Genomic DNA, 20,322 nt, shown 5'->3' on the forward strand with positions numbered 1-20,322 from the left:
TCAGCTCGCCTCCGCGGCCTCGAGGCTCCGCGCGACGTGCTCGACGAGCCTGCCGACGGTGAGCTCGATGATCTCCTCGAACTCCATGCCGGCCAGGAACTCGGCGAAGCCGACCCGGTTCCCGTAGTGCTCCTTCAGCATCCCGGCCAGGGTCACCAGGTCGATGCTCTCCAGCTCCAGGTCGCGGTTGAACGTGGTGGTCATGCCGATGTCGAGGTCCTCGTCGCCGTACTCCTCCAGGAGGGTCAGGAGCATGCCCCTGATGTCGGCGAGCACCGCCTCCTCGTCGGCGTACGGGGTGGTCGGCTCGTTGGGATTCATCGCTCCTGCTCCTCCTGGTCGTCGTCTTCGCGTGCCGGGCCCGTCGTCCAGGCCACGACGTAGTCCCGGGCCGGCAGTGCGGGGGGATTGCCGACCGGTGCGCAGTGGACGGTGTAGGCGCGTTCCAGGCGGCCGGAGACCAGCAGCCGGTCCCCCGCCGGTGCCGCGTGGAAGACGGCGAAGTCCCGTGGGCGCCCGCCGAATCCGGTGCCCTCCGCCTTGGCCACGGCCTCCTTGGCGGCCCAGAACCGGGTGAACCACAGCGACGCGTCCCCCTCCGCGCACAGGGCGCGCAGCAACCGGAGCTCGTCCGTGCCGAGCGCGGCGGCCATCGTGGCCGCGTCCCGTTCGGCGACCTCCTCGATGTCGATGCCGGGGCCGGGGCCGGGCGTGTGCGGCCGTACGATCGCCACGCCCGCCTCGGCGCGGTGAGCCAGCGAGACGTCCAGCGGGGGCAGGGTGCGGCCGTGGACGCCGGTGACGCAGGGGCGGCCCAGGTCGTCGTTGTGCACCCGGATCTCGGCCGGGAAGACGGGTCCCTCGCCGTGCTCCCAGAGCCAGCGCCGTACCGCGTCCTTGACCGCGATCCGGCCGAGCAGCCACTGCCTGCGGCCGCGCGGCGCGTGCCCGGCGTACTCCGCGCGCTCCGGGCCGCCCAGCGAGTTGCGCATGATCAGCTCGCGGGAGGCGAGGTCCGGCCAGCGCTCGTGCAGCAGCGACCAGCCGCCGGGCCGGGGCTCGGAGAGGGTGTTGCGCTCGGGGAAGCGCTCGACGGGCCGGGTCTGCGGGTCGTTGTCGAAGCGGCGGTCCTGCCAGCCGGTCAGCCGCGCCCACACCCGCCCGGCGACGGTCAGTTCCGCGTCCGCTTCGAGGACGGTGTCGGTGAGCGAGGTGATCCGGGCCAGGCACTCCACCTCGGTGCCGGGCGCCGGGTGCGGTCCATGGAACCGCATGTGCCGCATCTGAACGGGGAACACGACGGTCCTCTCAGCCCGGGTCGCCATGATCCAGTAGCCGAGGATCTGGCCCACGTTGTCGAGCAGGGCGCCGGGGGCGGTGGGGGTGGTGATCACCCCGCGTACGTGCGTGTCGCCGATCCCGGTGAGCTCGGTGACGCCCTGGAACGCCGGTCCGTGGAACATCCAGCGCTCGGCGTAGAGCTGGGCGGCGGTGTGGTCCGGGCGGCGTTCCGGGGTGGGGGGAGCCGTGCGCGGCGTGGGCGGTGCGGGGTGGCGGGCGGCGATTTCGACGACGGCGCGGGCCGTGGGGCCGAAGGAGACGGCGAGGCGGTGCGGATCGTCCGGGGTGCGGGTGACGGTGACCGGGACGTCGACGGGAGGCGTGGCGGTGAGCCACCGGTCGAAGCGCGCCCCGTGCACGGCCACCGCCCGCATGCCGGGGACCGCCTGCTCCGCCGCGTCCATCATGTGCCGCACGATCGTGGTCGCCGGCACGACCGGCCACCGGTCGGCCACGTCCGGCCAGCCGGGGCGCTGGGGGAAGAAGCAGTGGTCGAGCAGGTGGGGCATGGTGTCGGGGGAGACGCGGACGGTGGTGTGCCAGGTGGGTGGGGGGACGGGGGTGGCGGTCTGACGGGGGGCCGAAAGGGTGGGGGCGTGGTGGGCCGACGGGGCGGGGGCCCGGCCGGGGGCCGCGGGGGTGGGGACGCCGGGCTGCGCGGGGGCCGGGGCGCCGGCCCGCGCCGGGACCGCCGGGACCGGAACGGTCGTCTGCCGGGTGTCGGTGGTGGCCCGGGACCCGGGGCCGGTCTCGGGCGGGCCCGACCGGTGTCTGTGGCCGCCCGCCGCGATCACCGCGGCCGCCGTGTGCGCGGTGTCGTGCAAGAGCGCGCTCAACTCGGCGGCGGCCGGGGAGCGTTCGGCGAGGAGGTCCAGGGGGGACGGACCGGTGGCGGCCGGGGTGAGGTCGGGGCCGGTTCCCCGTCGCGCCTCCCTCGCCGGAGGCGCGCCGCGCAACTCCGCGCGCAGCGCCGTCAGGGCCGGCCCGTCGAGGGACACGAGCGCCCCGCTCAGATCGAGCCGGACCGGCGGACGGTGCGGCCGGGCCGCCGTGGTGGCGGACGGCCGCGGCAAGGCCGGTGCCACCCGGGCTCCCGCCGTCCACAACGCCGTAGCCGTCCGGCGGAGTTGGGCGAGGCCGGGCCGGTGGGGCGAGTTCGCGGCGACGACCAGGTGGTCGCGGTCGCCGAGGATGTCGTCGACGAGGGAGGCGAGCCGGCCCGGGCCGGCCTGGACGAAGGCGCGGTGGCCGGCGTCGTACAGGGCCTCGACGAGCCGGCGGAAGCGGACGGGCTCCAGCAGGTGCCGGACGAAGAGCGCGCGCACGGCGGCCTCGCCCTCGGGGAAGGGTGCCGCCGTCGTCCCGGACCAGACGGGGACGGTGGGCGGGTGGAGCCGGAACCGGTCCGCGGCCTCCTTGATGGGTGACAGGTAGGGCTCGAGCATCGGCGTGTGGAACCCGGACCGGAAGGGCAGCACCTGGCACAGCACACCCCGGGCGCGGAAGGCCCGTACGAACTCCGTCACCGCGGTGTCCGGCCCGCACACCATCGACTGGCTGGGCGCGTTGTCGTGCGAGAGTACGATCCCGGCGTCCGCCCAGCCGTCGGCCAGGGCGGCGGCGACCTGCTCGGCGGGTGCGCCGACGGCGCCGAAGGCCAGGCCCGGGACGGTGACCGTGTCCGGGTCGAACCCGTCCATGAACGCGTCGACCTCCTCGCCTGAGTAGAGTCCGGCCACCGCCATGGCGGTCCACTCGCCGACGCTGTGCCCGGCCACCGCGTCCGGGATCACGCCCATGCGGCGCAGCGCCGCGTCGAGGAGCCGGCCCACGGCGACGACACCGGCGCCGTGCCGGCCCACGTCACCGACCCGGACGTCGTCGCCGTCCGCGGTGGTCCCCGAGAGGCGGGGCAGGCCGAAGTGGGCGGCGATGTCGTCGACGCGGGGGGTGAACTCGGCTTCGAGGCCGGGAAAGACGAAGGCGAGCTTGCCCTGCCCGGGCCCGAGGAGCGGTCCGGGCCGGAACCAGACGTCGCCGCGGCCCTGCCACGCCCGGCCCTTGGCGACCGCCCGCCGGGCCAGCGCCAGCCGCTTGGCGGTCGGGTCGACGACACCGAGCCGCGCGGGGCCGGCCTCAGGGTGCGTACGGCCGCTGTCCAGACCGGAGCCGAGTACGGCTGAGTCGTCGGCGGCGAGGAGCGCGGCGAGCCCCTCCGGGTGGTCGGCGGCGAGCAGGAGGACGCGTTCGGGTTCGGTGACGTGAGCGGGGGTGCGCGGGCCGTTCCCGGCGGCCGTCGCCGCCATGACATGGGGCACCCGCGCCGCGGGCGCCTCTTCCAGCACCACATGGGCGTTGATCCCGCCGAAGCCGAAGGCGTTCACCGCGGCCCGGCGTACCGGCCGGTCCCGGGTGGTCTCCCAGGGGGCGGCCTTCTCCAGTGGGCGGAAGCGGGTGCGGGCGAGGGCGGGGTGGGGGTCGTCGCAGTGCAGGGTGGGCAGGAGGGTGCCGTGGTGGACGGCGAGGGCGGCCTTGACGAGGCCCGCGACTCCGGCGGCGGGCATGGTGTGGCCGATCATCGATTTCACCGAGCCGAGCACCGCGCGCTCGTCGCCGTGCGGGGCGCCGGGGTCCGCGGGGCCGAACACCTGGGCCAGCGTGGCCAGTTCGGCCGCGTCCCCGGCCGGGGTCGCGGTGCCGTGCGCCTCCAGCAGGCCGACCGAACCGGGGGCGGCGGGGTCGAGGCCGGCGGCCCGCCAGGCCTGGCGTACGGCCTGGGTCTGTCCGCCCGGGTCGGGGTTGACCAGACCGGACGTACGGCCGTCGCTGGCCACTCCGGTGCCCCGGATCACCGCGTAGACGCGGTCGCCGTCGCGTTCGGCGTCCGCGAGGCGCTTGAGGACGACGACGCCGGTGCCCTCGCCGATGAGGATGCCGTCGGCGTCCCGGTGGAAGGGGCGGATGCGCTGGCTCGGGGAGAGGGCGCGCAGTTGGGAGAAGACGCTCCAGAGGGTGATGTCGTGGCAGTGGTGCACTCCCCCGGCCAGCATCAGGTCGCAGCGCCGGGCGGCGAGTTCGCCGACCGCCTGGTCGACGGCGACGAGCGAGGAGGCGCAGGCCGCGTCCACGGTGTAGGCGGGGCCGCGCAGGTCGAGCCGGTTGGCGATCCGGGAGGCCGCGAGGTTGGGCACCAGGCCGATCGCGGACTCGGGGTTCTCGGGGCCCAGGCGCTCGGTGAACGCCTCCCGGACGCGGCCGAGTTGGTCCGGTGTGAGGTCGGGCAGCAACTCGCCCAGCGTGCGCAGGAGCTGACCCGCCGTACGGACCCGTTGGTCGAGCCGGACCAGGCCGGGGGTGAGGTAGCCGCCCCGGCCCAGGACGACGCCGACGCGGTGCCGGTCGGGCAGCCGGTCGGCGCCGCCCGCGTCGGCGATCGCGGCGGCGGCCACGTGCAGCGCGATCAGCTGGTCGGGCTCGGTGCCCGCGACCGAGGACGGCATGATGCCGAACCGGGTGACCTCCACCGCGGCCAGGCCGTCCACGAACCCGCCGCGCCGGCAGTACACCTGGTCGGCGGCGGGCCCGGTCGCGGCCGAGGGCCGGTAGTAGTCGGCGTCCCACCGGCCCTCGGGCACGTCGCCGATCGCGTCCACGCCGTCGCGCAGGTTGCGCCAGTAGGCGTCGAGGTCGGGGGCGCCGGGCAGCAGGACGGCCATTCCCACGACGGCCACGGGTTCCTGAGGGGACGTCATGTCACCAGCCCGAGCAGGTGTAGACGACCGCGCGGGCCGACTCGTCGCCCCAGGCGAGTTCCCGCAGCAGGGCGGCGGTGCCCTCTTCGGGGTCGATGAGCTTCACACCGCGCCGGGCGTACTCCCGGCCGAGCTCCGGGCTGACCATGCCGGTGTGGCCGCCGGTGGGCGCCCACGGTCCCCAGTGCACGGTCAGCGCGCGGTGGCCGGTGCGGGCGGCCCAGTCGGCGCCGAGACCTTCCAGGGCGTCGTTGGCGGCCGCGTAGTCGGCCTGGCCCCGGTTGCCGAGAACGGCGGAGATGCTGCCGAACAGCACCGCGAAGCCCGGCCCGGTGGGGAGTTCCTCCAGGGCGGCCAGCAGGCTGGCGGCGCCGGCGGTCTTCGTGCCGTACACCCGCTGGAAGGACTCGGCGGTCTTGTCGGCGATCAGCCGGTCCTCGATCACCCCGGCCGCGAACACGACCCCGTCGAGCCGGCCGTGCTCGGCGTGGATCTCCTTGATCGCCTGGAGTGCGGCGTCCCGGTCGCGGAAGTCCACGGAGCGGTAGCGGGCCTCGCTGCCGAGCGCGGTGAGTTCGCCGAGCGTCGTGGTGATCTCCCTTTGCGCCAGGAGGAGTTCGGCGGCGCGGTTGACCTCGGCGGGCTTGCGCGGGCCGCCGCCCGCGCGGGCGGCGAGCGCCGCGCGCAGTTCGGCCGGGGTGCGGGCGGCGGCGGTCCGCGGGTCCTCGGGGCCGGTGGGGGCGGGGGTCCTGCCGACCAGCTCGATGCGGCAGCGGCAGGCGGCGGCCAGCGTGGCCGCGAACGTGGCGGTGATTCCCCGGGCGCCGCCCACCAGCAGCACCACGGAGTCCCGGTCGAGGCCGAGCGCGGCGGCCTCGGCGGCGCCGTCGCCGGCCGGGCCCGCACCGGTGGTGCCGAGCGGGCCGAGGGGCGCCTCGACGAGTTCCATGCCGTGCCGGCCGGCGGCCGTGCGCAGGACGACGGGGGCCGGTTCGGGTGCGAGCAGTTCGGCGAGCAGGGCGTCGGCGACGGTGGCCGGGGCGGTGTCGTCGAGGCCGACGACCCGTGCGACGGTCTGCGGGTACTCACGGGCGACGGTGCGGAACAGGCCGTAGAGCCCGGCCGCGCGCAGTGCGTCGTCGCCGTCAGCGGGCCGGGCGGCCAGCAGCCGGCGCGGGCCGCGGGCCAGGGCGGCCCGCAGTACGGGGAAGGCGTCCGGCAGGACCGGGAGGTCGGGGCCGGGCAGCGCGCCCAGGTACAGCACGCCGTCCAGCGGGCCGTCCGCCTCGGTGAGCAGGTGCGCGCGGCCGAGGGTCAGCACGTCGGCGCCGTATGCGGCGAGCCGCGCCTCGACCTGTGCGGCGGCGCCCGCACCGTCGCCGAGGACGGCGAACCGCCTCCCGGCGAGCACGGCGGCCGGGTCCGCCGGGTGGTCGGACCGCGGCAGGGGCACCGGGCGCAGCTCGAACCGCTTCGGGGCCGCGCCGGTGATTCCCGAGAGCTCTTGCGGGGGCTCCTCCGGATCCGAGGCCGTCTTGGTCAGGTCCATGACAGGTGAGGAGGTCGGCTCGTCCGCCGTCCCCTCATCGGCTGTGGTCAGCCGTGCCGCCAGCCACTCGGTGACCGACGCCGCCGTCCGCGCCTTGGCCAGCTCCTCCAACTCGGCGTCGTCCAGCTCCGCTGGGAGGTCGGCGCGGCCCGCGACGCCCAGCCGCTTGGCGAGTTCGCCCGCGATCTCGGCCCGCTTGATCGAGTCGATGCTCAGGTCCGCCTCCAGGTCGAGGTCGGGCTCGATCATGTCGACGGGGTAGCCGGTGCGTTCGCTGATGATCTCCAGGACGACGCGCTGGACGTCGACGCCCGTGGGCGCGCCGGTGTCCGGGGCGACCGGGACGGGCCCGGGCGCCTGCGGCCGGGGTGCGGCGGCCTCGGCGGGCACGAACCCGACGGGTGCGGCCGGCGCCTGCTGGGGCAGTGGGCCGGGGACCGCCGGTGCGGGGACCGACGTGCCGGGTGCCGCACCGAAGCAGGTGAGGAGCACGTCGCGCTGGGCGGCGATCATCTCCCGGCTGGTGCGCAGGAATTCGGAGACCAGCGCGTCCCGGTCGGCCGGGGCGCCGTACGGAGCGTGGTGCGGGGCGCCGTGCGGGGGGTTCGTCGTCACAGTCGTCTCCACGACTCGTCGGGCCGGTGCGAGGGCACCGGGGAGGAGGTCTCCGGCGGCGGTGCGGACCAGCTGCCCGTCGACCGTCCACCCGGGCCGCTTCGGCAGCGGTGTCCGGACCGCGTCGACGGCGTCGCGTCCCCTCAGGAGCCACGCGCTGCGCACGGGCCGGCCGGCGACGGCCAGTTGGGCGAGCGCGTCCAGCCAGCCGCGCAGGCCGCTGCCGTCGCGGGGCTCGCAGGCGACCGTGCGGTGCGGACGGTCGCCGAGGATCTGCCGGACCAGGCGGATGAGGACCGTGCCGGGCCCCGCCTCCACGAAGATGCGCGCGCCCGCCTCGTACATGGCCTCGATCTGCCGGACGAAGGCGACCGGGGCGCCGATCTGGGCGGCGAGTTCGGCGCGCACGGCACCGGGATCGGGCGCGTACGGGGCGGCGGTGCGGTTGGACCACACGGGGAACTCGGGCGGCCGTACGGCCTTCTCCTTCAGGACCTCGGCGAACCGCTCGCCCGCGCCGGCCACCACCGGGCTGTGGAAGGCGCAGGCCACCGGGATGCCCTTGGCGGTGTGTCCGGCCGCCCGCAGCAGCCGTACAGCCGTGGTGACGTCCTCCGTGGGGCCCGAGACGACGGTCTGCTCGGGCGAGTTGTGGTTGGCGACGACCACCGAGGCGGGCGCACCGGACGCGCGCAGGGCCCGTTCGACGTCGTCCGCACCGGCGGCGACGGCGGCCATGGTGCCGGGGTCGTCGCCCGCCGCCGCCAGGATCGCCGACGCCCGTTCGGTGCTGAGCTCCAGCAGCGTCTCGGGGCCGAGGGCGCCGGCCGCGCAGAGGGCGGCCAGTTCGCCGTAGCTGTGTCCGGCCGCCATGTCGGGCCGTACGCCCGCGGTGGTGAGCAGGGCGTGGGCGGCGAGGCCGGTGATGCCGAGCGCGGGCTGGGCGGCCCGGGTGTCGGTGAGCGCGGCCCGCTGCCGTGCGCGCCCGGCCTCGTCGAAGGCGGCGGGCGGATACATCCGCCCGGCGTGCTCCGGCCACGGCTCCAGGAACCGCTGCAGCTCCGGGAAGGCGAGGAACACCTCGGCGAGCATGCCGGGGCGCTGGCTGCCCTGGCCGGGGAAGAGGAAGGCGACCTTGCCTTCGCTGCCCGTGTCCTCGCTGCCGGTGTCCTCGGCCAGGTGGATGCCCGCGGCCGGGTCGTGCTGCCCGGCCAGAGCCCTGCGCAGCTGTCCGATCAGGCCGTCGACGTCGCCGGCCACGATCGCCACCCGCACCGGCTCCGGGGACGCGTCCGCGCGCCGGGCCGCGCTCAGCGCGAGATCGCGCAGCCGCCAGGGACGGCCGTCGGTCTCGGCGGCCGTCAGCAGCTCCTCGACGGCGCGGTGGGCCGCCGCGAGATTCCCGCCCCGGAAGAGGAACAGCTCGGCGGGCCAGGCGTCCAGCCCCTGCTCAGGCGGTACGGACTCCCCGTACGCGCCCAGCACCACATGGAAGTTGGTGCCGCCGAAACCGAACGCGCTGACCCCGGCCACCCGTTCCCCGGCCGGGGCCGCCCACGGCCGGGCCCGGGTGTGGAACGCGAAGGGGCTCTCCCCCTCCCGCCACGCCTCGTTGGGCCGCTCCAGGTGCAGGGTCGGCGGTTTGACGCCGGTGTAGAGGGCGAGCGTGGTCTTGATCAGGCCCGCGAGACCGGCGGCACACTTGGTGTGCCCGATCTGCGACTTGACCGACCCGAGGGAACAGCCACCACTTCCGGCTCCGGCTGCCGTGAACACCTCGCTGAGGACGGTGAGTTCGGTGCGGTCGCCGACCACGGTCCCGGTGCCGTGCGCCTCCACGAGACCGACCTCGGCGGGCGAGACACCGGCGTTGCGGTACGCCCGTTCCAGCGCCGCCCGCTGCCCCTCCGGCCGGGGTGCGGTCAGGCCGAGGGAGCGGCCGTCGCTGGACGAGCCGAGCCCCTTGATCACGCCGTAGATCCGGTCGCCGTCGCGCTCGGCGTCGGCCAGCCGTTTCAGGACGACGCAGGCGACACCCTCGCCGAGCGCGATGCCGTCGGCCGAGCTGTCGAAGGCCCGCGACCGGCCGGTCGGGGAGAGCGCGTGCACCGAGGAGAACAGCACGTAGTCGTTGATGCCGTTGTGCAGGTCGGCGCCCCCGCACAGCACGACGTCGCTGGTCTGGGCGACCAGTTCCTTGCAGGCCACGTCGACGGCAGCCAGCGAGGACGCGCAGGCGGCGTCGACGGTGTAGTTGGCCCCGCCGAGGTCGAGGCGGTTGGCGATCCGGCCCGCGATGACGTTGGCGAGCATGCCGGGGAAGGTGTCCTCCGTCAGCCGGGGCAGCTGCTCCTCCAGCCCGTCGGGCACCGTGCCGTAGTACGACGGCAGTACGGCGCGCAGCGTGGCGGCGTTGGACAGGTCGCTGCCCGCCTCCGCGCCGAAGACGACGGAGGTGCGGGAGCGGTCGAACTCCCGTCCGGCGTCACCGTATCCGGCGTCCTCCAGCGCCCGCCGGGCCGCCTCCAGGGACAGCAGCTGGACCGGCTCGATGCTGCCGAGCGAGGCGGGCGGGATGCCGTAGCGCAGCGGATCGAAGGGGATGCGGGGCAGGAAGCCGCCCCACTTGGAGGTCGTGCGGCCGCCGGCGTGGTGGACGGCCGGGTCCCAGCGTTCGGGCGGGACCTCGGTGACCGCGTCGTGCCCGGCGACGACGTTCGCCCAGAACGCGGGCAGGTCGGGGGCCTGCGGGAACATGCAGGCCATGCCGATGACAGCGATGTCGAGCGGGGCGGGCGTCGGCCGCTGAACCGCCTCCTCGGCACCGAGCCGCCCGGACAGCTCCCGCGTGCGGTCGGCGAGGAAGGCGGCCGCGCCGTCGGTGACCGAGCGGTGCAGGGCGTCGATCGTGGTGGTCGCGGAGCGCAGGACGGCCACGTCTCCGGCCATGAACATGCCCTTGGCGAACTGCCGTTGCTCGTCGACCGGCGCGAGTTCCCCGCCGTCGGCCCGGTCCACGCCCTTGCTGGCGATGCGCAGCCGCCCGACATTGAGCCGCTCCAGCTCCTCCCAGACCCGCCGGTCCGGCACGCCCCGGGCGCGCAGCTCCGCTTCGCGGTCGCGGTAGTCGCGGGTGAAGGGGCTCGGCACGCAGCGGGTGGCATGACCGGGGGCGGTCTCCAGCAGGGCGGTCGTGGTCGCCGCCACGACCTGCTTCTGGAACAGGGGCTGGATCGCGCCGCGTGCCACCGCCTCCGCCGTGAACAGGTAGGCGGTGCCCATGAGGACGCCGACCGCGGCGTCCCGGGCGGTGAGCGGTGCGGCGAGCGCGGCGACCATCGCCGCCGACCGCTCGTCGTGCACGCCACCCGCGAAGAGGACCTCGATCCGCCGGGCGGTCTCGTCGTCCGCGTCGGCCAGGAAGTCCTCCAGGACGGCGAGTTGCGCCTCCCACAGCGGGAAACTCGCCCGCGGCCCGACGTGGCCGCCGCACTCGGCGCCCTCGAACACGAACCGGCGTGCCCCGGCCTCCAGGAACTGCCGCAGCAGCCCCGGCGACGGCACGTGCAGGAAGGTTCGGATCCCGGCCCGCTCCAGCGCCTGGGCCTGGGAGGGCCGGCCGCCCGCGATGATCGCGTGGCTGGGCCGCAGCTCCCGTACGGCTTCCAGTTGGGCGTTCCTGACCTCCTCGGGCGCGAACCCGAGCACGCCCACACCCCACGGCCGCCCCTCCAGCACGGCCCGGGTCCGCGCCAGCATCGCCCGCGCCTGCTCTCCGCTCGCGAGGGCCAGCGCCAGGAACGGCAGGGCCCCTTCCCCGGCCACGGCGGCGGCGAATCCCGCCTGGTCACTGACCCGGGTCATGGGCCCCTGCGCCACCGGCAGCCGCGTTCCCAGCGCGCGGCTCATCGGGGAGCCGGGGAGGAGGGCTCGGGCGGGGGTGGCGGTGGACGCGGTGGATGTGCCGGGGTCGGTGGGGGCCGGCTCGGGACGGGCCGAGGCAGCACGGCCCTCGCAGGCCGCGCCGGAATCGACCGGCGAGCCCGCCACGGCATCGCCGGGCAGCCCGTCAACGGGCGCGTCCCGTAACGCTGTCAAAGGCCCGGGGTCCGCCAAGGCCCCTCGCACAGCCGCCCGCAGCCCCCGTACCGTGCCGCCGACGTCGCCCCACCGCTCGGCGAAACGGGTCGCGAGGAAGCCGTCCTGCCCCACCGGCAGCAGCTGGTGACGCGGATCCTGGCCGCCCAGCCGGGACGCGACCGCCGCCGGGTCGCCGGCCGGCAGGGGCGGTGCGTCCGGGCCCCGGCGGCGCAGTACCCGGTGGCCGCCCACGACGACGGTCTCCGAGCCGTCCAGGGAACGCAGTGCCGCGGCCGTCGCCTCGGGGAGCCCCGATTCGGCCAGCAGGGCCAGTTGGCTGTCGAGGACCACCCCGGCCGCGCCGCCGGCCACGGCGGCCGCCGCCGTACGCGGTCCGATACCGCCGCAGGCCCACACCGGGACATCCAAGTCCCGGTCACCCAGCAGCTGTTGGAGCAGCACGAAGGTGCTGAGGGCGCCCACCCGGCCGCCGCTCTCGCCACCCCGGGCGATCAGTCCGTGCGCCCCGGCGCGGACCGCCTCGCGGGCCTGGGCCAGGTCCGTCACCTCGGCCAGGACCCGGTGGCGCGCGGCGATCTCGTCGGCCTGCCACGGGGCGTCCGGCGCCAGCACCACGGAATCGGGGCCGCCGCCCGCGCCCCCGGCCCCCGGGCCCGGGGCGCCGTGCTCCAGGAGGTCTTCGGGCCGCAGCCGGCAGTGCGCCGCCACCCGCACCCCGTACGGGCCGGGGGCCATCCGCCTCAGGCGGGCCATCGCCTCACGTGCTCTTCGGTCGCCGGCGCCGAGGTCCAGGACCCCGAATCCGCCGGCCCGGCAGGCCGCCGCGGCGAGCCTGGCATCCGGTTCTCCGCAAGGGGTGACGCAAATGATCAGGTCCAGGGCGCGCACGGCAGACGTCATGATGCTCCGAATAATCGGGACCAGCACGGTGGGGGGGTCTGTGCGACGTGGAACTCTGTGCGAGGCCACCGGAAACTAGCGAGCTTATTACTGGTGGGTCAATATCGGTGCAACCATTCCTCATGCCGCCGAATCGATTCGGCCAGCCCTCGGAATTCACCGCAAGAGCCGAAAATCCGTGCAATTCCACTTCGCCCGCGCCACCGCGCGGGCGACGCCCCGGTACGCACCGCACCACCGCAAGCCCGTCAAAGCGTCCGACGGATTCCCCCGGTACCCACTCCCGCACAACGCGACGGGTGGCCGAGCCGTACCCTGTATGATCCGCACGCCGTCGGCCCGTGGCTCGAATCGGGCGCCGCCCAGGGAAATGACCATACAGTCTAATTCCTGCGCGCAAAACGCGAATCAGGGAAAATTATCGTAAACCGTTGAAGTAACGGCCGCGGTCACGTCGGAGGGGACGGACGCGAGGCCCTCCACGGGAGCCGTGACGGAGGACCCCAGGGACCCGGTGCTGCCGGTGGGCGGTGCCGGCGGTGCCGGCGGTGCCTGGGCCGGTCCGGTGTCCTCGCAGCAGCCGACCTGGGCGATCCGGGTCTCGTACTCCTTCGGGGGCTGCTCGGGATTGCCCTGCGGCGCGTCCGCTCCCGGGTGCTGGGGGGCGGTCTTCCTCTCCGGTGCCGGCCGCTGGGGCTTCCCGCTCCCGGGCGCCTTCCGCGGCGGCTGCCCGGTCGCGGGCTCCAGCGCCCACCGCTGCCGGCCGGATCCGTCGCGGGCCGTCACGACGACGCGGGTGCGGGACGCGCCGGAGCCGGGGGCGACGGCCAGCCCCTCGGGCCGGCGAAGGAGGAGTTCGCCGCGGACGGTCAGGTCGTAGGACACCTCGCCGGCGTGCACGACGCAGCCGGCCAGGACCACCGACCCGGCCCCTGGGTCGGCGGTGAGGCAGAGGGTCGGATCGACGGCGCTGCGCAGCAGTCCGTCGCCCTGGTACGACCACTGCTGGGACCCGGCGGACGAGCACGCCGCGAGCAGTGCCCCGACCCCGTCCCGGGCCCGGCCGCCGCGCACGTCCAGGCAGCGCCCGGCCGCGAGGCTGCGCAGCCTGCCGTGGGCGACCTCGACGGGCCGGCCGATGGAGGCGGCCGACGGGGACGGCACCGGGGGCGCCTCGTCGTCGGCGCTCGGGCGGGCGGTACTGCCGCTGGGGGCGCCCCAGGTCGCGTGGGGAGCGGGGACCCCGTTGCCACCGGACCAGCCCTTGGCTGCGAGCGCGGTCGCGGCCAGCGCGAGGGCGGTGAGGCCGACACCGATCGCCAGAGCCTTGCGGCGCCTGCCCTCGGGGGCGGTGCGGTGCCGGCCGCCGGCCGCCGGCGGGGCGCCCTCCGGCACGGGCTGCCGCTGCCGGGCGGGGCCGCGTCCGGGGCGCGAGTCCAGATAGCGGCGGGCGCCCCAGCCGAGCACGGTCTCGGCGAGCAGCACGTCCAGGCCGCCCTCGAAGTGGCTGAGCTGTTCCGCGGCGTACCGGCAGTACCGGCACTCCCGCAGATGCCGTTGCACATCGGGCAGCAGAGCGCCGCCCCGGCGAATGGGGACTTCGAGGAGGCGGTTGTAGAAGCGGCATTCCCTGGTGGGCGCGAGTTCCCGGTGGGCGCGGACGCAGGCCACGCGGAATTGCTCGCGGGCCTGTTCCAGGGCGGCCGACGCGGTGGCGGTGTCCACCCCCAGCAGACCGGCGGGTATGTTTATGGGTTCGGCCTCGACCTCGGTGTGCCACAGAAGGCATTGGGAGGCTCCGGGCAGGCCCCGGAATGCGCGCTCGGCGAGTTGTCGCCTTTCGGGAGTTCCGAGCATCGCCGCGCGTAAACCGCGACCGCCGGTGGGCTTGCGCAGTTCCGGCAGAATAACGGACATCATGTCGTCGGTGGTCCAGGACCGGACCGTTTCCCGTACGGCCACCAGGAGTTGCGTGCGCAGCGCGCCGCCGGCCGCCGCGCCCCCCGGCCGGCCGAGCACGCGGTGGAAGGCCGCGGTGGCCACCGTCTGCGCCGAACTGGTGGCGGACGCGAGGCAGATGGCCGCATAGTCACAGGTCGGCCGCCAGTGCCGGGCCAGCAGCAGGGCGACCGCGCGGTGGGTGTCGTCGTCCGTGCCGCCGAGCCTGGCGACGAGGTTGCGGTCGGAGTCCCCCGGAGCGGGTCCGGGGCGGGGCGGGTACGGCGGGCGTGGGGGGTGGGGGGATTGCACTGGACCTTTTCCTTCCGGGCCGCAGGACGGCACGGGGAATGCGCGCCCTGTCGGAAAGCAGTGCCTGATTGGTGCGTACCTGTGTACCTATAGGGGCTCGGCCTTCCTCCATGAGCCTGGCCTTGCCCCTCCCGCGGGAGGCTCACCTTCGCACACGCGCCTCACAGGAAACAAGAAGTGCGAGTGCCCCGGGTCCGAAAGTCCGGGGAATTCAGAAGAGTTACCGGCGGTATCCGCACCCGCATTCGAAACCCCACGACCGCTGAAGCGTTCAACTCCTCCCCGGCAATAGCCGGATGACGCGCCGTCAGGCCGTTCCCCCAACTTCTCCCATGTCCCTCTCGGCGCTCCCTCAGGCCCGTGTCCCAGCATGGGCCGCATGATCGCCCCCCACTCCTCACCCGGCTCCCCGTCCCGCCGCACAGTGCGCAAGGCGGTCGTCCCGGCGGCCGGGCTCGGCTCGGCGACGACCTGATCGATCCGCGCGAGACCCTGCTGAGCCGCATGCTGGACGCCCGCGACCAGCATGCGGGCAGTGTGGTCGCCCTGATGAGGGTCGGCCCCGCGCAGATCCATCTCTACGGCTGCGCGGCCGTGGAGCCCACCGGTGAGGACGACGTCGTACGCGTCACCGGCCTGGTCGACAAGCCCTCCCCCGAGCACGCCCCGAGCGCCTACGCGGTCATCAGGCGCTACGTCCTCGACCCGGCCGTCTTCGACACCCTGGAACGCACCCCGCCCGGCCGCGGCGGTGAGATCCAGCTGACCGACGCGCTCCAGGAACTCGCCGCCGGCGGCACGGTGCACGGCGTCGTCTTCGACGGACTGCGCTGCGACACCGGCGACAAGGCCGACTACCTCCGCACCGTGGTCCGCCCGGCCTGCGCCCGCCCGGACCTCGGTCCCGAATTCGTCGCCCGGCTCAGGGAGTTCGCGGCGGGACCGGAGGGTGACGGGGCCGTACGGGAGGAGCGGCGCGGGCCGCCTGAGGGGACCCCGGGACGCACCAGGGCCCCGGCCGCGCCCGGCCGGGGCCCGCGCACACCAGGTGTCAGCTGTTGGGACGCAGCGTCCAGACCACGGTCATCTCGGTGGTGACGGCGCCGTCCTCCCGCTGGATGGCGACGGTCACCGGGAACTCCGGGCGCTTGCCCGCGTCCAGTTCGGCGACGACGTCCCCGGCCGGACGGCCGAGGGTGGCGGTGGCCTTGACCGGGCCGAGGGCGATCTTCTTGAACGCGATCTCCGCGGTGACCGGAAGCGGAACGGCTCGCGAGAGCTGGTCGCCGAAGGCGGCGAGCACGATCGCACCGCTGGCGGACTCACCGAGGGTGAACATCGCTCCGGCGTGCGGCCCGCCGACGTGGTTGCGGTACTCGCTCTGGTCCGGCAGGGACAGCACGGCCCGCTCCGGGGTGGTCTCGAGGTACTCGAGGTTCAGGGTCCGGACCATCGGGACCGTGGCGGCGAGCAGCTCGCCGATCGACATCTGGTCTGCGCTCATGGCCGAATGTTACTCACGAGTAGCAGGTCCTGGCCAGAGCCCGGCGCAGTGATCGCTGTATCGTTTCCGCCCATGTGGCCAGGGGAGCAGCAGCCAGGTGACGGCACGAGTCCGCAACACAACAACCCGTACCAGCAGCCCGGCTACCGGCAGCCCAACCCGTACGCCGGACAGCACCCCCAGGCACCGGCCCCCTGGACCGCGCCCACCGCCGTGCCGCCGGCGCCGCAGCCCGGCGGCGGTGGCGGTGGCGGACGCCGCACCAAGCTGGTGGCGGTCGTCGCGGCGGCAGCCGTCGTCGTCGCGGCCGCTGTCACCGGGGCCCTGGTGCTGGGCGGCGGCAAGGACGACCAGGCCGGCCCCGGCCCCAGCACTTCCTCGGCGTCCGTCTCGGCGTCCGCCTCCGCCGGCGCGGACAACCCGCGCGTGAGCGGCGGCCTGAAGCCGACGGTCGCCGGCTGGAAGGTCGTGGCCAACCCCGACGTGGGCATCGCCTTCGACGTGCCGCCCGAGTGGGCCCCCCGCTCCAAGGACTGGATCACCTACGTCACGGACGACTCCGACCCCAAGGGCAAGGCGCTGGTCGGCATGAAGGCCCCGGCGGTCCTGAAGGAGAAGTGGTGCGGGACCGACGAGGACAAGAACGGCACCACCGACTACACATCGCTGGCGAACGCGGGCACACGCGGCAACGGCGACGCCGAGAGCACCGGGCAGATCGCCCGTGAGGACTCGGCGAACTGGGTCTACGGCTGGTACACCCAGCCCGACCGCAAGAAGATCACGACCGGCCCGGTGACCTCGTACACCACCGCCTCCGGCATCACCGGCAGCCTCGCCACCTCGCAGTCGTCCGGGGTCCCGAAGAAGACCAAGTGCGACTCGGACGGCAAGGCGACCACCTTCGCCTTCAAGGACGGCTCGGACGGGGCCCTGCTGTCGTGGTCGTTCGTGGGTGCCAAGGGCGTAAGCGACGAGGTCCCGGACGCGACGGTCCGCAAGATGCTCAACACGGTACGGCTGTACACCCCGCCGAGCTCCTGATCCGGTACGTCCCTGACAAGGGGCGGTGACCGAATCGTGTCCCGGGCGGCACTAGGGTTACTGGCCATGTGGCCAGGACAGCAGCCGCCCGGGGGCGAGCAGAACCCGCAGAACAACCCGTACCAGCAGCCGGGTTACCAGCAGTCGAATCCGTACCAGCAGCCCGGCTACCAGCAGTACCAGCAGCCCAACCCGCATGCGCAGCAGCCGCAATGGGGCGCTCCGGCACCTGTGGGCGCGCCGCGGCCCCCGCAGGGCGGTGGCGGCGGAAGCCGGACGAAGCTGATCGCGATCGTGGCGGCCACCGCCGTCGTCGTCGCGGCCGGCGTGACCGGGTTCCTGGTCCTGGGCGGCGACAAGGACGACACCGGTGGAGGTTCGCACAAGAAGGCGAGCCAGTCCCCGACCGCCACCTCCTCCGCGTCGAACGACAACCCACGCGGCGACGAGACCGAGAAGCCGGCCATCGCGGGCTGGAAGGTCGTGGTCAACCCCAGGTGGGGTACGGCCTTCGACGTGCCGGCGGACTGGGAGGTCGAGACGCCGGGCACCATTTTCAGCTTCCCCGACAAGAAGTCGTCCGACGGCAAGCCGCTGGTCACGATGACGTCGACGGCCGAGTACAAGTCGGAGTGGTGCACGTCCGACGACGACAAGGACGGCCGGACGGAGAACTCACCGCTGGCCGTGGTGGGCACGAAGGGCGCGAGCGGCGCCAAGAGCCCGGGCGACGCGGCGATCAGGGAAGTGCCCTGGTGGGTGTACGGCGGCTACACGCAGCCGGACAAGAAGAGCATCACGTTCGACAAGAAGGCCACGCCCTACACCACCGCCTCGGGCGTGAAGGGCGCCTACGCCTGGGCACACTCGACGAACACGCCGCGCAAGGGCAAGTGCGCCAGCGACGGCAAGGCGCTCACGTTCGGCTTCGAGAACTCCGCCGGTGACCTCGTCTCGTTCAACTTCCTGGGCCCGAAGGGCGTGGACGAGGAAGTCGGCACGGCGACCATCATGAAGATCCTCAGCACGGTACGCCTGCACGGCGAACCGACGGCGAGCTGACCAGCGGCGCCGCCCGGGCCGCGCCGCTCAGCCGATGCCGAACGCCCCGTCGGGCGGCTCGGGCGACGGTACGGCGTCCTCGTCCCGCACCGGCGCGGCGGAGCCGGTGAACTCCCGCAGGGCGGCGCCGTGCTGGACCCGGGCCGGGAAGGCGTCGGAGGCGGTGCGGCGGGCCAGGGTCGCCGTGTCGACGGGGTGGTGCGCGGCGACCAGGACCGCGTTGCCGAACCGGCGGCCGCGCAGCACACCCGGTTCGGCGATCAGCGCCAGCTCCGCGAAGACGGCCGCGAAGGTGGCGAGTTGGGAGCGGAGGAAGGTGAACGGCGCCGCGTCGGCGAGGTTGGCGAGATACACCCCGTCGGCGCGCAGCACCCGGGCGGCCTCGCGGGCGTAGGCGAGCGAGGTGAGGTGCGCGGGGACCCGGGAGCCGCCGAAGACGTCGGCGATCAGCACGTCCGCCGAGCCGTCCGGGGCGGCCTCCAGCCAGATCCTGGCATCGGCGGTGTGCAGCGTGACCCCGGCGCCGTCCGGCAACGGCAGGTGCTCGGCGACCAGCGCCAGCAGCCCCCCGTCGGCCTCCACCACGTGCTGCCGGGACCCGGGCCGGGTCGCCGCGACGTACCGGGGCAGGGTGAGCGCGCCCCCGCCGAGATGCAGCACGTCCAGCGGGCGCCCCGGCTCGGCGACGGTGTCCAGGACGTACCCGAGCCGCCGCGCGTACTCGAACTCCAGATGCGTCGGCGCGTCCAGGTCGACGTACGACTGCGGCGCCCCGTCGACCGTGAGCAGCCACGCCCGCTCCCGGTCGACGTCCGGCATCAGCTTGGCGGTGCCGTGGTCGGTGACGCGGGAGACGGGTATGGGCTCGTTCACCTTCCCATTGTGCCTATTCCACGGCGGTCACCGTCCCGGCCCCGACAGTCCTGCCGCCCTCGCGGATGGCGAACCCGAGCCCCGGCTCCAGCGGCACTTCACGCCCCAGCTCCACGGTCATGGCAACCGTGTCCCCGGGCCGCGCCACCGCCACCGCACCGAGGTCCACGTCCCCGACCACGTCCGCGGTACGGATGTAGAACTGTGGCCGGTACCCGGTGGAGACGGGCGTCGTACGCCCACCCTCCCGCGCCGACAGCACGTACACCCGCGCCGAGAACCGGCGCCGGGGCACGACACTCCCCGGCGCCGCCACCACGTGTCCCCGCCGGACGGCGTCCCGCGGCACCCCGCGCAGCAGCAGCGCCACGTTGTCCCCGGCCTGGGCCTCGTCCATCGGCCTGCCGAAGGTCTCCAGCCCGGTGACGACCGTCTCCACGGAGGCGCCGAGCACCTCCACCCGGTCACCGACCCGGACCGTGCCCCGCTCGACCGCCCCCGTGACGACCGTCCCCCGCCCGGTGATGGTGAGCACGTTCTCCACCGGCAGCAGGAACGGCGCGTCCAGATACCGCTCCGGCATGGGCACGTACGTGTCCACCGCGTCGAGCAGCGCCTCGATGGACGCCGTCCAGCGCGGGTCGCCCTCCAGGGCCCTGAGGCCGGAGACCCGGACGACGGGCGCGGCGTCGCCGCCGTAGCCGTGCGCGGTGAGCAGGTCGCGGACCTCGAGCTCGACCAGGTCGGTGAGTTCCTCGTCCCCCGCGTCGGCCTTGTTGAGGGCGACGACGATGTGGTCCACGCCCACCTGCCGGGCGAGCAGCACGTGTTCGGCGGTCTGCGGCATGATCCCGTCCAGCGCGGAGACGACGAGGATGGCCCCGTCCAGCTGGGCGGCGCCCGTGACCATGTTCTTGACGTAGTCGGCGTGGCCCGGCATGTCCACGTGCGCGTAGTGCCGGGTGCCGGTCTCGTACTCGACGTGCGCGATGTTGATGGTGATACCGCGCGCGGCCTCCTCCGGGGCGCGGTCGATGCGGTCGAAGGGCACGAACGTGCCGGTGCCGCGCTCAGCGAGGACCTTGGTGATGGCGGCGGTCAGGGTGGTCTTGCCGTGGTCGACGTGCCCCATCGTGCCGATGTTCAGGTGCGGTTTGGTGCGTACGTACGCCGTCTTGGGCATGGCTGAGTACCTCGAAGCCTCTCGTGGGAGATGGGGACCCCAAGGACTCGCCGACCCTCCCCCTGCGGGGTCCGCCGGACGTTCCGGAGAGGGTCAGCTTCGGGCGCCGTCGACAGCGCGCACGAGGATCGGGACGGCAGCCTTCGGG

Annotated in this window: 9 protein-coding genes and 1 pseudogene; 3 read left to right on the forward strand and 7 right to left on the reverse strand. The window is 74.6% G+C overall.

Going from position 1 to position 20,322, the window contains the following annotated elements:
• The 4 genes from ACIBBH_RS25250 to ACIBBH_RS25265 form a co-directional block, all read right to left on the reverse strand.
• Positions 1-321, reverse strand: a complete 321-nt coding sequence (locus ACIBBH_RS25250) for a phosphopantetheine-binding protein (RefSeq protein WP_399408201.1) — start codon at positions 319-321, stop codon at positions 1-3.
• Positions 318-5,093 (reverse strand): beta-ketoacyl synthase N-terminal-like domain-containing protein, encoded by a 4,776-nt coding sequence (locus ACIBBH_RS25255; protein ID WP_399408203.1) that lies wholly within the window; start codon positions 5,091-5,093, stop codon positions 318-320. Before ACIBBH_RS25255 ends, ACIBBH_RS25250 begins: the two co-directional genes overlap by 4 nt.
• 1 nt (position 5,094) lies before the next feature.
• Positions 5,095-12,258 (reverse strand): SDR family oxidoreductase, encoded by a 7,164-nt coding sequence (locus tag ACIBBH_RS25260; protein WP_399408205.1) that lies wholly within the window; start codon positions 12,256-12,258, stop codon positions 5,095-5,097.
• Positions 12,259-12,666: 408 nt separating this feature from the next.
• Positions 12,667-14,508: a ricin-type beta-trefoil lectin domain protein gene (locus ACIBBH_RS25265; protein ID WP_399408207.1), complete on the reverse strand. Its 1,842-nt coding sequence runs from the start codon at positions 14,506-14,508 to the stop codon at positions 12,667-12,669.
• Between the two features lie 459 nt (positions 14,509-14,967).
• On the opposite strand from ACIBBH_RS25265, the pseudogene ACIBBH_RS25270 reads away from it, so the two are divergent.
• Positions 14,968-15,483: pseudogene (locus tag ACIBBH_RS25270) on the forward strand (UTP--glucose-1-phosphate uridylyltransferase); the annotation flags it as partial.
• Between the two features lie 76 nt (positions 15,484-15,559).
• On the opposite strand, the gene ACIBBH_RS25275 reads toward ACIBBH_RS25270, so the two are convergent.
• Positions 15,560-15,997 carry a DUF4442 domain-containing protein gene (locus tag ACIBBH_RS25275; protein WP_399408329.1) on the reverse strand — a complete coding sequence of 146 codons (438 nt, stop codon included), beginning with the start codon at positions 15,995-15,997 and terminating at the stop codon, positions 15,560-15,562.
• Between the two features lie 87 nt (positions 15,998-16,084).
• Between ACIBBH_RS25275 and ACIBBH_RS25280 the strand changes: the two genes are divergently transcribed.
• Positions 16,085-17,056 (forward strand): hypothetical protein, encoded by a 972-nt coding sequence (locus ACIBBH_RS25280; protein ID WP_399408209.1) that lies wholly within the window; start codon positions 16,085-16,087, stop codon positions 17,054-17,056.
• 66 nt (positions 17,057-17,122) lie between these two features.
• The gene (locus ACIBBH_RS25285; protein ID WP_399408211.1) at positions 17,123-18,118 is read left to right on the forward strand and encodes a hypothetical protein; all 996 of its coding nucleotides are present in this window, start codon (positions 17,123-17,125) and stop codon (positions 18,116-18,118) included.
• Between the two features lie 27 nt (positions 18,119-18,145).
• On the opposite strand, the gene ACIBBH_RS25290 is transcribed toward ACIBBH_RS25285, so the two are convergent.
• Together ACIBBH_RS25290 and tuf are read right to left on the reverse strand one after the other, a co-directional pair.
• Positions 18,146-18,991, reverse strand: coding sequence for a spermidine synthase (locus ACIBBH_RS25290; RefSeq protein ID WP_399408213.1), 846 nt, complete (start codon positions 18,989-18,991; stop codon positions 18,146-18,148).
• 13 nt (positions 18,992-19,004) lie between these two features.
• Positions 19,005-20,174 carry an elongation factor Tu gene (tuf, locus tag ACIBBH_RS25295; RefSeq protein ID WP_399408215.1) on the reverse strand — a complete coding sequence of 390 codons (1,170 nt, stop codon included), beginning with the start codon at positions 20,172-20,174 and terminating at the stop codon, positions 19,005-19,007.
• Positions 20,175-20,322 lie beyond the last annotated feature (148 nt).

This window comes from Streptomyces sp. NPDC051636, from assembly GCF_044453765.1.
GTDB lineage: Bacteria > Actinomycetota > Actinomycetes > Streptomycetales > Streptomycetaceae > Streptomyces.

Excerpts from the sequence above, each read along its gene's own strand:
- ACIBBH_RS25280 (WP_399408209.1), top strand. The coding sequence starts at position 16,085 with ATGTGGCCAGGGGAGCAGCAGCCAGGTGACGGCACGAGTCCGCAACAC.
- tuf (WP_399408215.1), bottom strand. The coding sequence starts at position 20,174 with ATGCCCAAGACGGCGTACGTACGCACCAAACCGCACCTGAACATCGGC.
- ACIBBH_RS25275 (WP_399408329.1), bottom strand. The coding sequence starts at position 15,997 with ATGTCGATCGGCGAGCTGCTCGCCGCCACGGTCCCGATGGTCCGGACC.
- ACIBBH_RS25260 (WP_399408205.1), bottom strand. The coding sequence starts at position 12,258 with ATGACGTCTGCCGTGCGCGCCCTGGACCTGATCATTTGCGTCACCCCT.
- ACIBBH_RS25250 (WP_399408201.1), bottom strand. The coding sequence starts at position 321 with ATGAATCCCAACGAGCCGACCACCCCGTACGCCGACGAGGAGGCGGTG.
- ACIBBH_RS25255 (WP_399408203.1), bottom strand. The coding sequence starts at position 5,093 with ATGACGTCCCCTCAGGAACCCGTGGCCGTCGTGGGAATGGCCGTCCTG.
- ACIBBH_RS25285 (WP_399408211.1), top strand. The coding sequence starts at position 17,123 with ATGTGGCCAGGACAGCAGCCGCCCGGGGGCGAGCAGAACCCGCAGAAC.